11 protein-coding genes are annotated in these 11,190 nt (G+C 69.9%); 3 read left to right on the top strand and 8 right to left on the bottom strand.

Annotated elements, in window-relative coordinates; genetic code table 11:
* Positions 1-394: 394 nt before the first annotated feature.
* On the bottom strand, positions 395-664 hold the full coding sequence (gene rpsO / locus CRP45_RS27005) for a 30S ribosomal protein S15 (protein ID WP_067782467.1): 270 nt from the start codon (positions 662-664) through the stop codon (positions 395-397).
* Between the two features lie 162 nt (positions 665-826).
* On the opposite strand from rpsO, the gene CRP45_RS27000 reads away from it, so the two are divergent.
* A complete protein-coding gene (locus CRP45_RS27000) occupies positions 827-1,105 on the top strand; it encodes a nuclear transport factor 2 family protein (RefSeq protein ID WP_179831033.1) in 279 nt (92 codons plus the stop codon).
* A 386-nt stretch (positions 1,106-1,491) separates the two neighbouring features.
* Here the strand turns inward: CRP45_RS27000 and CRP45_RS26995 are convergent, their stop codons facing one another.
* Positions 1,492-2,484: a bifunctional riboflavin kinase/FAD synthetase gene (locus tag CRP45_RS26995; protein ID WP_097247531.1), complete on the bottom strand. Its 993-nt coding sequence runs from the start codon at positions 2,482-2,484 to the stop codon at positions 1,492-1,494.
* A gap of 558 nt (positions 2,485-3,042) precedes the next feature.
* Between CRP45_RS26995 and CRP45_RS26990 the strand changes: the two genes are divergently transcribed.
* Entirely contained in the window at positions 3,043-3,711 is a 669-nt protein-coding gene (locus CRP45_RS26990; protein WP_174554793.1) for a metal-dependent transcriptional regulator, read from the top strand.
* A gap of 37 nt (positions 3,712-3,748) precedes the next feature.
* Here CRP45_RS26990 and CRP45_RS26985 read toward each other — a convergent pair whose 3' ends face one another.
* Both CRP45_RS26985 and CRP45_RS35015 read right to left on the bottom strand, forming a co-directional pair.
* Positions 3,749-4,552 carry a hypothetical protein gene (locus CRP45_RS26985; RefSeq protein ID WP_245910466.1) on the bottom strand — a complete coding sequence of 268 codons (804 nt, stop codon included), beginning with the start codon at positions 4,550-4,552 and terminating at the stop codon, positions 3,749-3,751.
* 281 nt (positions 4,553-4,833) lie between these two features.
* Positions 4,834-5,940 (bottom strand): LuxR C-terminal-related transcriptional regulator, encoded by a 1,107-nt coding sequence (locus CRP45_RS35015; RefSeq protein ID WP_179831032.1) that lies wholly within the window; start codon positions 5,938-5,940, stop codon positions 4,834-4,836.
* Positions 5,941-6,115: 175 nt separating this feature from the next.
* On the opposite strand from CRP45_RS35015, the gene CRP45_RS26975 reads away from it, so the two are divergent.
* Complete coding sequence (locus tag CRP45_RS26975; RefSeq protein WP_097247529.1) at positions 6,116-7,669, top strand: FAD/NAD(P)-binding protein; 1,554 nt, start codon at positions 6,116-6,118, stop codon at positions 7,667-7,669.
* 16 nt (positions 7,670-7,685) lie between these two features.
* On the opposite strand, the gene CRP45_RS26970 is transcribed toward CRP45_RS26975, so the two are convergent.
* The 4 genes from CRP45_RS26970 to CRP45_RS26955 all read right to left on the bottom strand — a co-directional run bounded on the left by CRP45_RS26970 (position 7,686) and on the right by CRP45_RS26955 (position 10,901).
* Positions 7,686-8,108, bottom strand: a complete 423-nt coding sequence (locus CRP45_RS26970) for an EF-hand domain-containing protein (RefSeq protein ID WP_097247528.1) — start codon at positions 8,106-8,108, stop codon at positions 7,686-7,688.
* Between the two features lie 212 nt (positions 8,109-8,320).
* Entirely contained in the window at positions 8,321-9,244 is a 924-nt protein-coding gene (gene truB, locus CRP45_RS26965) for a tRNA pseudouridine(55) synthase TruB (protein WP_097247527.1), read from the bottom strand.
* Positions 9,244-9,912: a 4'-phosphopantetheinyl transferase Npt gene (gene npt, locus CRP45_RS26960; protein WP_097247526.1), complete on the bottom strand. Its 669-nt coding sequence runs from the start codon at positions 9,910-9,912 to the stop codon at positions 9,244-9,246. Before npt ends, truB begins: the two co-directional genes overlap by 1 nt.
* A 32-nt stretch (positions 9,913-9,944) precedes the next feature.
* A complete protein-coding gene (locus CRP45_RS26955) occupies positions 9,945-10,901 on the bottom strand; it encodes a metallophosphoesterase family protein (protein WP_097247645.1) in 957 nt (318 codons plus the stop codon).
* Between the last annotated feature and the right edge of the window lie 289 nt (positions 10,902-11,190).

Raw genomic sequence — 11,190 nt, 5'->3', positions numbered from 1 at the left:
GACGCGCACACCCGGCCGAATCCCCTTGGACGCGGCGACGCGGAGGCGGTCATCGATCGAAGCCCGCCGGCGACGCGCCGGGAGGCCACTACCGAAGACCGACGCCACGCGGGCGGGTGCATACGGCTGTCCATGTTGTCGTACGACGGGATGCTCTCCACCCCTCATACACAAATAGCCAACGGGGAGATTGTACGTCTCGCCGTTGGCGATACGACGACCGCCTCTGGTGGGCAGCGTGTCGCGTGGACCCGCCGCCTCGCTCGCGGCCGTCGAGCACCGAGCTCATCCCGAAGTCGCGGGAGGCCGGTGCTTCGCGGTCCGCGCCCCGCGGTCGTTCGATCGCGGGGCGCGGAAGCCGGGAATCATGCCGCGCCGTTGGCGCGGCGGGAGATCACCTGCGCAGGCCCAGGCGCTCGATCAGCGAGCGGTAACGCTCGATGTCGTTGTCCTGCAGGTACTTCGAGAGGCGCTTGCGACGACCGATCAGCGCCATCAGGCCGTGGCGGGTGTGGTGGTCGTGCTTGTGCTTCTTCAGGTGCTCGGTGATGTCGGCGATCCGCTTGGACAGCAGCGCGATCTGCGCCTCCGGCGAACCGGTGTCCTTCTCGTGCAGGCCGTACTCGGCGAGAATCGCCGACTTCTGCTCGGTGGTCAGCGCCACGTGGCATCCACTCCTGTTTCTCAGTTCCGCGTTCGAAGGTTCCGGTTACCCGGGGCGGGCGCCACCGCGGACCGCAGCAAACCCGAGGATCCACCCTACCGGAGCGTCTCGCGCGAACCCAATCGCGGTGCGGACGCCGGATCGACGTGTTGCAATCGAGCGATGGACCCCGCCGTACGCGATGTGCTGGACACCCTTGCCCGCGAGGACTACGCCGCTCTGCGCCCGCTGCTGCACCCGTATCTGCGGTGGACCGACGGCCCCGACACGATCCGCGGACGCACCAGGGTCCTCGCGCACATCGCGGCGAATCCGACCAGTGCACCACCGGTCTCCTACGAGCTGCGCGACGGTCAGATCTACCGGTGGACGGTCCCGACCGAGGATCAGGATGCCGCCGACACCGCGTCCGACCGAACTCAGGATGCAGCGCCCAGCTGAACTCTGAGATACGGCGCCCGGCTCGACTCGCGGTCCGGCAGCCGATCGAACTCGGGACGCAGCACCCAGGCCGAACGCACGGCGCGGCACCCCTCCGAATTCAGAATGCGCCGCCCGGCTCGACTCGCGGTCCGGCAGCCGATCGAACTCGGGACGCAGCACCCGCCCGAATCCAGGACACAGCGCCGAGCCCGACGCTCGGCCCAGCGGCCAATCCAACTCGGGACGCCGCGCCGACCGAACTCAGGAATCGGCGACCGACCGGAGTCGGAGCGCAGCGCCGGATAGAACTCGGGATTCGACTGCCGACCGAACTCGGGGCGCAGCGCCCGGCCGAACCCAGGACACAGTGCCCAACTGAAATCGTGTTCCGGCGGCTTACGAGCTCAGGACTCGGTGCCGGGCCGGGCTCCCGTGTCGGCGGCGGTGAGCACCTTGCGCGCGTTCTCGACGTCGCGGCCCATCGCCTCGATGAGGTCGTGCATCGTGTCGAACTTGCGCATGCCGCGCAGGTGCTCGACGAAGTCGACCGCGACGTGCTGGCCGTAGAGGTCGGCCTCGCCGTCGATGACGTACGCCTCGACGGTGCGCGCGCGGCCGGAGAAGGTGGGGTTGGTGCCGACCGAGATGGCGGCCATCGCCCGCTCACCGGGGGTCACCGTGCCGATCGTCGGTCCGGGGCCGAGCACTGTGAACCAGCCCGCGTAGACGCCGTCGGCCGGAATCGCCGCGTGCATGGGCGGGGCGACGTTGGCGGTGGGGAAACCGAGTTCGCGGCCGCGGCCGTCGCCGTGCACCACCACGCCCTCGACGCGGTGCGGTCGGCCGAGCGCCTCGGCGGCCGCGGCCATGTCGCCCGCGTCGACGCAGGCCCTGATGTAGGTGGAGGAGAACGTCACCGCGTGCTCGCCGAGCAGCTTGACGCCGTCGACCTCGAAACCGAAGCGCTCACCGAGTTCGCGCATGGTCTCGACGGTGCCCGCCGCCTTCTTGCCGAAGGTGAAGTTGTCGCCGACCACGACCTCGGTGACATGCAGCCGCTCGACCAGCAGGTCGTGCACGTAGCGGCCGGGGGTGAGCTTCATGAATTCCTGGGTGAACGGCATCACGCAGAACACGTCGACGCCCAGTTCCTCGACCAGTTCCGCGCGCCGGGTCAGGGTGGTCAGCTGCGCGGGGTGCGAACCGGGCCGCACCACCTCCATGGGGTGCGGGTCGAAGGTCATCAACACCGAGGGGACGCCGCGCGCGGCCGCGGACTTCACGGCGCGGCTGATCAACTGCGCGTGGCCGCGGTGCACTCCGTCGAACACACCGATCGTGAGTACGCACCGTCCCCAGTCCGCGGGCACCTCGTCGAGCGATCGCCATCTCTGCACGTTCGCAGCCTACGCAAGTCGAGGTCCGAACAGTATTCGGGCGTACCAGATGTCACAGAACGCTTGCCCGCCGTCCACCAGGCCGGGGTCCGATTCGCTCGCGACTTTCGCGCGCGGCCTGCGACCGAACGGTTCTCGGCGCACCTCCGCCACGCGCAAGGACCCCGCGCGACAGGGGTTTTCGATGAAGACCACCGTCCACGCTACGACCTCGAGCGCTCGCCGCGCTTCTGAAGCGAGGGTCTCGGACTCTCGTCGTACGCAGGGCCGAGTCGGCGCGAGCTTCCGCTGGATTTCGTCCGCGCTCCCGCCGTCGAACCGCACCGACGACCGCGCCCGCGACCTGCGGATCAACGCGCGAAGTGGCAGCGGGATGGCCGGTCCGCGACCGGCGGAACACGAGTGGCGAACGAGTTCGCCGCATCCCGGTGTCCGACTGTGTGAATCGCGTCGGATGTGCATAAGCTCGGATATGTGCCCGGTAAACGAGACATCGCCACCCGCCGCGAGCTGACCGACAGCTCCGCGCCGGGCGAACCGCACGGCAGCACCGCCACTCTGGCGCCGGAGCTGACCTCGGTCGCCCAGGACTACCTGAAGGTCATCTGGACCGCACAGGAGTGGTCGCAGGAGAAGGTCTCGACGAAGCTGCTCGCGGAGCGGATCGGCGTCTCGGCCTCCACCGTCTCCGAAGCCGTCCGCAAACTCGCCGATCAGGGCTTGGTCGAGCACGCGCGCTACGGATCGATCACCCTCACCGAGCACGGTCGCCGCGCCGCGGTCGCCATGGTGCGCAGGCACCGGCTGATCGAGACGTTCCTGGTCAACGAGCTCGGCTACGGCTGGGACGAGGTGCACGACGAGGCCGAGGTGCTAGAGCACGCGGTCTCCGAACTGCTCATGGCCCGCATCGACGCCAAGCTCGGCTACCCGGACCGCGACCCGCACGGCGACCCCATCCCGTCGGTGGACGGCGCGGTGCCGACGCCGCCCGCGCGCCAGCTCAGCGATTTCGAGGCGGGCCAGGCCGGGCGCGTCGCCCGCATCTCCGATTCCGACCCGGACATGCTGCGCTACTTCGATTCCGTCGGCATCGCGCTGGACACCGCCATCGCCGTCGTCGAACGCCGCGATTTCGCGGGCACCATCGCCATCCGCATCGGCGACGGCGAGGCCACCACCGACCTCGGCCGCCCCGCCGCGGAAGCCATCTGGCTCACGACCTGAGATCCGGTTCGACGCCTCGCCCGGTGTTCCGCGACGGTCAGCAGGGCTGGAAGTAGGACTCGAATCGGGCGGGAACGCCGTCGGCGGCGGCCGTGGACCAGCAGACGTCGTGCGGGAACGCGACGTAGGTGCGCCAACCGTCGGCTGTGCGGTGGACGATGCGCTGGCTGTCGCCGGGGATGTCCCAGACGATCACCGCCCAGGAGCCGTCGCATTCGGTGACCGTCGCCCCCTCGGCGGTCAGATCGCCCGCGTCGTCCAGCTCGCCGACGATGGTCTCGGCGGCGCAGTCCGCGGGGGCCGGATCGTTGAAGCGCAGCTGACCGGTCACGACCTGACCGGCCGCCGTCACGAACAGCGTGTGCATGCCCTCGGGCACCGGATCGGTGCCGGGCGGCGGGTCCATCCGGAATCGGAAGCAGCCGACCGGAACCACGAACACCGCGCGCCCGTCGGCACCGGTCACCGCATCCCAGCGCGCGATTTCGCTGGCGCCCAAGGGAATATCGAGCTGGGCCATATCGCACGGCCGCATCTGCCACACGCTGACCGGCACGTCGGGCACCGCGACGCCGCCGAGGGTCACCGTCTCGATGATCGCGGTGCCGAGCACCGGTGAAGCGGGCGGTTGCGGCGCCGGAGCGGGCGCAGGGGGCGCGGGTCGCGGCTGCGGCGCCCTGGTGGCGGCGGGCTCCTCGGCGATCTCCGGTGTGCCGTCGACGGTGGTCGCGGCGACGGTGGCGCTCGCCCGCGGGCGCTCCGCTTCCTCGGCCTCCCCGGCGCACCCCGCCACGAGCGCGAACACCGCGCACATCACCCCGACGATTCCCACCGCACGCATCGCCAAGCCTCCGAATCGAGCAACTGTTACCCAAGTATCGACCGCAAGGGAACCGCGTTAACGCAGGTCAAGCCGGGTGTACGGGGGTGTTGCTCCCGCGTGTCGAAGCCGTGACCGGACCGTGCCGTCTGGCCCCACGCTTCCACCGAGAAGGAACCTGCTCCGCATCGAGCGGGCAGTCGGTGGCGCGACCGGACCGAGCCGACAAAGCCGAGCAAGCCCACCGCACCGTGCGGCCGGACGACGGGCGGCGGCCCGCGTGGACGATGCGGGGAGAACCGTCAGCTCGCCGCGTCGAGGACTCGCACGGTAGTGGGGGCGGCGAGGGGTTCGCGATGTTCGGTGAAGAGTTTGGCTACCAGTTCTCCGCGGCTGGTGACGCCTACCTTGTCGAAGATCGACTTCAGGTGGTCGCGCACGGTGTGCGGGGAGAGGAAGAGGCGGGCGGCGATGTCGGCGGTCGGCAGGCCGCGAGCGACGAGCTCGGTCACCTCCAGTTCCCTCGGCGTGAGCTCGTAGGCGGCGACGATCAGTTCGGCCACTTCCGCGGGCTTCGCGGGTTCGATCACGAGAGCGGTTGTGCGGGTTCGCCCTTCGGCGTCGCGCAGGCAGGTCGCGTGGCACACCAGCCAGCGCCCTGCGGTCGTGCGAACCCGGATCCGCGAGGCAGCGCCGGTGAGCCGGGCGCGGCCCGCCGTGTTGAGGATCCAGATCGGCAGCGGCAGATCGATGCCCAGCGGCGTCGGCGCGGCGGGACCGGGCGGCATCTCGGCGAGCAGGTCGCGGGCCTCGTCGTTGAGCGAGAGCAGTTCGCCGCCCGCGCCGAACAGCAGCAGACCGGGGGCGGTGGCGGCGGACGGTGGCGTCACAGCCGGGAGCGCGAAGGCACGCAGCCGCTGCGCCATCGGCGTGCAGAGCGCTCGGACCAAGGCGATGTCCGCGGCGCCGAACGGCGACCGTCCGCGCTCGCGGAACAGGCTCAGCTGGCCCCACGGCTGGCCGTCCACCCGGAACACCGCACGCAACTCGTCGTCGAAACCGCGCGGACGCATGAACCCGCGGTACAGCGCACTCAGTGTCGGCCGGTCGCCCGTCACCTCGCGCAGTCCGGCGACCGGGACCTTCGCCACCGCCAGATCCCGGAACAGATTCACGTGTTCGGCGAAAAGCTCCGATTCCCAATAGGTTCCGCAGCCGCCCTCGTGCAGGTTCTCCACCCGGACGGGGGCCGTGGTGAGCCCGTTGACCGGATCGGTCGCCACCCACACGGCGGCGTCGAACGGCGTGATCCGCCGCAGGCGAGCCGAGGTGTCGGCGAACAGCGCGTGCGCGTCGGGCGCGGCGGCGATGCTCGAGAGCAGCGCGTCGAGGGCGGGTGTGCCGGTCATGGGTGTCATCGTCCGCTGTCCGTCGCATGTCCGCCATCCCGCATATGAGGGGTGAGCGTCGAGCAGGTCGGTGAAATTCCGGGCCCGGCACCGCGAACCCCTCGATCGCGGGATGGTTCGCACCGCCCAAACCCCGCGACGCTGGGTGTCCCGATCACGAAATCGAAGGAGCCCCATGCACATCGGAATCATCGGAGCTGGCGCGGCCGCCGTCGCGCTGCTCGACGCGCTCGCCGCAGCCGACGACAAACCGAGTGGTGTCACCGTGTTCGACGGCGCACCCGTGCCGTGGCGGGGTCGTCCGTACCAGCCGGATCTCGACGCGGTTCGCGTGAACGCGCCGCCGCCCATCATGTCGGTGCGGGCGGGCGATCCGGGGCACTACCAGCGCTGGCTGGCGGGACGCGACGTCGCGGGCTACCTCGACGAAGGGCTTGGTCAGCCGCTCGTTCCCCGCGCGGTCTACGGCGAATATCTCGAGGACACCGCGCGCGAGGCGATCGCGCGGCTGGATCGTGCCGGCTGCCCGGTTCGTGTCGTGCGATCGGCCGTCACCGGATTCTCCCGCGACGAACGCACCGTGCCGCACACCGCGAGCGGCGATCGCATTCCACAAACCTTGCCGCACAACGCGAGCGGTGACCGCATCTCTCGAACCGTGCCGAATACAGCAGGTCTCCAGACCGTGCTGCACACCGCGGACGGCGACCGTGTCCCGGTCGACCGTGCCGTCTTGGCGGTCGGCGGCGGCGGTCCGCGCGACCACTACGGGCTCACCGGCGCACCCGGATACGTGAACGAGCCTTACCCGCTCGCCCGCACCCTTGCCGGACTCCCCGCCGACCGGCACATCGCCGTGATCGGCAGCGGACTGACCGCGGTGGACATCGCCGTCGCACTGGGCGCCAACGGACACACCGGACCGATCAGCCTGCTCTCGCGCAGCGGTCGACTCCCCTTCGTCCAGCAGCGTCCGGTCCGGCTCCAGCCGGTACACCTGACGCCCGCGGCGATGCGCGAGCAGGCCGGGCACGGCGAACTCCGCTTCGCCCAGCTCATTTCGCTCATGCGCGCCGAACTCGACTCCCTGGGACAGGATTTCGACACCTTGGCCGCCGAGATCACCGACGACGGGGATCCGATCGCCCTGCTGCGCCGCCACCTCGAAGCCGTCGACGCACCGCACCTCGGGCGACGCATGCTGGCCATGGTCATCCGCACCGTCGGCCCGATCGCCTGGCCGCTGCTGGCGGACGATGACCGAGAGATGCTGCGCACCGGGCATTTCCGCACGATCAACAGCCTGAGCTCGCCGATGGTCCCGCACAACGCGCGTATCGTGCTGCGGCTGCTGGATTCCGGTCAACTGCGGTTGCGCGCGGGTCTCACCAAGATCGAGGCGCGCTCCGGCGGCGGCTTCACCGTGCACGACGGGCGGCGCTGGACCGCGGACACCGTGTTCAACGCGGTCAACCCGCCCGCCTACACCACGCCCCCGGAATCCCAATCGCTGATCAGCGCGTTGCTCGCGGCGGGCGCGGCCGAAACGCATCCGGCGGGCGGTCTGCGCGCCGAACCCGGTTCCCGTCGCCTAGTGGTCGGCGGCGCACCGGATCCGAGCTGGCACGTCCTGGGCAATCTCGCGGCCGACTCGATGTTCATCGCCACGAATCCACCGGGGTTGGCCGCCGAGGCGGCTGGACTTGCCCGGGCACTGCTCGGCGGTTGATCGGTCCCCTTCGAGCTCAGCGCGCGAGTTCGTCCAGCAGAGCTCGGAATTCGGCCGGGGAGAGATAGCCGTCCGCGTCTCGGTCGGCGGCGGCGAGCAGGTCGGCCGCGGGGACGTCGATGAGCCCCGCGCCGACGTGGCGGATGAGGGATTCGAGTTCCTCGACCGAGATCCGCCCGTCGCCATTGGTGTCGAAGACGCGGAACGCGGCGTCGGCGTCGGTCACCTCGAGGCGTCCGGTCACCAGTGCCGCGTCGAATTCGGCCTTGGAGACCAAGAAGTCGCCGTTGGTATCGGCCGCGGCGACCAGGCGCTCGACCGCGTCGGTGTCGACTTCGAGCCCGAGCGCGCGGATTCCGTCGGTGATGTCCTGGACGGAGACGAGTCCGTCACTGTCGCGGTCCCACAGCTCGAACGTGTCGACCGAATGTTCACTCATGCCCACTGCCTTCCCACGGCCGCCGCCGATTTCGGACGGCGAACCCACGACCACTGTACGGTTCGGCCCGAATCGCGTTGTCGGCCTGCGCCGCTAGGAAACGGCCGACGGAGATGGCGCCGAAGAAGCGACTCTGGCTGTACGAGCCCTAGTAGACACGCGTCAACTAACATCTCCGGTCGTGACGTTGCTCGCCCGGTTGATCGAGACCGTCAGTCCACGAGTCCGCGGGGGCGGATGACGAAGACCGGCGAGGAGCGCTTGCCCTTCTCCTCGAGCAGCGCGATGGCGGTGCCGTCGGCGGTCAGCGCGGCGTGCACGCCCGCGATGCCGATCGGATCCAACCACCGTCCGTCGCGCAGGGATTCGGCCTCGCGGTCGTCGATCGTCCGGTGCGGGAAGGCGATTCGGACCGCCTCGTCGATGCCGAGATTCAGCGTGGGATCCTCGGCGAGCCGATCCAGCGTTCGCGCGTGTTCCAGCGTGAAGGGGCCGACCCTGGTGCGGCGCAACGCGGTCAGGTGACCGCCGACGCCAAGCGCCGCGCCGAGGTCGCGGGCCAGCGCCCGCACGTAGGTGCCGGAAGAACACTCCACGACGACGTCGAGATCGACGAAGCCGTCCGAAACATCGCGCCGGGCAAGCACATCGAAGCGCGACACGGTCACCGGTCGGGCGGTCAGGCGCACTTCCTCGCCCGCGCGGTGGCGGGCGTAGGCCCGTTCGCCGTTCACCTTGATGGCGCTGACGGTGGCGGGCACCTGCTCGATGTCGCCGGTCAGTTCCGCGATTCGCGCGGCGATGTCGGCGTCGGTGAGGTGCAGCGCGGGGACGGTCGCCAGGGTCTCGCCCTCGGCGTCGTCGGTGGTGGTGGACTGGCCGAGCCGGATGGTGGCGGTGTAGGCCTTCGTGGTGAGCGTCAGCAGACCGAGCAGCTTGGTGGCCCGTTCGACGCCGAGCACGAGCACGCCGGTCGCCATCGGATCGAGGGTGCCCGCGTGCCCGACCTTTTTGGTGCGCAACAACTTCCGGCACTTGGCCACCACGTCGTGGCTGGTCCAGCCGCCGTCCTTGTCGACGATCAACAGGCCGCCGAGTACGTCGGGGCGCTGCGCCTGGGTGGTCGGTTCGGTCATCAGCCGTGCGCGATCGCGGTCAGGATCAGCCCGTCGGTGATCAGCCAGCGTCCGTCGAACGCGGTGAGCGGCAGCCCGCCGTCGTTGGTCTGGCCCGGCACCAGCAGCTTGCTGTGGAAGGTGCCCGAACCGGTGCCGTCGGCCTTCTCCTCGACGGTGAAGGTGATGTGCGCCTCCTCGAAACCCAGCCAGCGGGTGGTCAGCGGGAACCACGCCTTGTAGGTGGCCTCCTTGGCGCAGAACAACAGCCGATCCAGGTGCAGGCGAGAATCGGTGTCGCGCAACCAGTCCCGCTCGGCGGGCAGGCTCACCGAGTCGAGCACGCCGTCCGGCAGCGCGCCGTGCGGCTCGGCGTCGATCCCGATCGAGCGGAAGCGCATCTTGTGCGCGAGCGCCGCGGCGCGGTAGCCGTCGCAGTGCGTGAGGCTGCCCGTGATGCCGCGCGGGAACACCGGCATGCCGCGCTCGCCCTTGCCGATCGCGACCGGCGGCTCACCGAGCTGCTCCAGGCACACCCGCGCGCAGTGTCGGGCGCCGATGAAATCGCGACGCCGCTTCTCCACCGACTGCGCGATGAGATGCTCTTCGGCCGGATGCGGCTTCAGATCCTCCGGGTACGCCAACAGCTCGGCCGAGGCGACGCCATTGGGCAGAATGTTCTCGATCATCGGTTCCGAGCCTAGTCGAGGCGTGTGCCTGGTCAGACTCCGCGCCGCTTTTGGGCGCGGCTGCGCATCTCGGCCGCGGCCGCCTCCATCTCGGGGGTGACCTTGAAGTGGCCGCCCCACTTGTTCAGCGTGCCGGGCGGATACTCCGGGGCGGGCAGGATCTGGCGCAGCAGCTTGTCCGGCAGGCCGCGGCGCTGCCATTCGCGCGGGTAGCCGAGCGAGACCTCCTCGAACCGGACGCCGTCGTAGTAGGAGGTGCGCGGAATGTGCAGGTGCCCGTACACCGAGCACACCACGTTGTAGCTGGTGTGCCAGTCGGCGGTCAGATCGGTGCCGCACCACAGCGCGAACTCCGGGTAGAACAGGACATCGGTGGGCTGGCGGACCAGCGGGAAGTGGTTGATCAGCACCAGCGGCGTCTCCGGCGGGAGGGCGTCCAGCTTGCGCTTGGTGACCTGCACCCGCGCGTGACACCAGGCGTCCCTGGTCAGATACGGCTCGGGCGAGAGCAGGAACTCGTCGGTGGCGACCACATTGCGCTCGCGGGCGATGGCCAAGCCCTCGGCCTTGGTTTTCGCGCCCTCGGGGAGGAACGAGTAGTCGTAGAGCAGGAACATCGGGGCGAGCGTCACCGCGCCGCCGTGCGCCTCGGCGCCCGAGCCGCGCCACACCGGGAAGGGGTCCTCGGGCGTGACGACGTCCAGGTCGCGGCAGATCGACACCAGGTACTCGTAGCGGGCGACGCCGTGCATCTGCACGGGATCCTTCGCCGTGGTCCACAGCTCGTGGTTGCCAGGCACCCAGATCACCTTGGCGAATCGCTGGCGCAGCAGTTCCAGCGCCCAGCGGATGTCGTCGGTCTTCTCCCCCACGTCACCGGCGACGATCAGCCAGTCCTCCGGCGAGTCCGGCTGGATCTGCTCCACGATCGGCCGATTCCCCTGATGCCCGACGTGTACGTCGCTCACCGCCATCAACTTGGGTATCACCACACCCACCTTGTCACATCCGAGGCAACAACCCGCCGCCCGCCTCCGCCAACACGATTCATCCCCGATCGGAACGCGAGGGCCGCGCGCGGCATTCCGCGGCGGGCCCGCGACGCCTTGCCGTTCATATGTCGGTGCGTGCGCGGAGCACTTCGACGCGAGTTCCCGCCGAGCGGCTGCGACCGCAAGCTGTCCAGTCGCCGGTCCCGATTCCATGGCGGCACCGGCATCGCTTCGGCGCCGAGCCCGGCGATGGTCTATGCGTGCGTCCAGTGGATACGAGCGCCCG

The organism is Nocardia amikacinitolerans (assembly GCF_900215415.1).
In the GTDB taxonomy this organism is placed as follows: domain Bacteria; phylum Actinomycetota; class Actinomycetes; order Mycobacteriales; family Mycobacteriaceae; genus Nocardia; species Nocardia amikacinitolerans.
This window is presented reverse-complemented; position numbering and strand designations above follow the sequence as displayed.

Excerpts from the sequence above, each read along its gene's own strand:
- CRP45_RS27000 (WP_179831033.1), top strand. The coding sequence starts at position 827 with ATGGACCCCGCCGTACGCGATGTGCTGGACACCCTTGCCCGCGAGGAC.
- truB (WP_097247527.1), bottom strand. The coding sequence starts at position 9,244 with ATGACCGAACCGACCACCCAGGCGCAGCGCCCCGACGTACTCGGCGGC.
- CRP45_RS26985 (WP_245910466.1), bottom strand. The coding sequence starts at position 4,552 with ATGCGTGCGGTGGGAATCGTCGGGGTGATGTGCGCGGTGTTCGCGCTC.
- CRP45_RS35015 (WP_179831032.1), bottom strand. The coding sequence starts at position 5,940 with ATGACCGGCACACCCGCCCTCGACGCGCTGCTCTCGAGCATCGCCGCC.
- npt (WP_097247526.1), bottom strand. The coding sequence starts at position 9,912 with ATGATCGAGAACATTCTGCCCAATGGCGTCGCCTCGGCCGAGCTGTTG.
- CRP45_RS26970 (WP_097247528.1), bottom strand. The coding sequence starts at position 8,108 with ATGAGTGAACATTCGGTCGACACGTTCGAGCTGTGGGACCGCGACAGT.
- CRP45_RS26975 (WP_097247529.1), top strand. The coding sequence starts at position 6,116 with ATGCACATCGGAATCATCGGAGCTGGCGCGGCCGCCGTCGCGCTGCTC.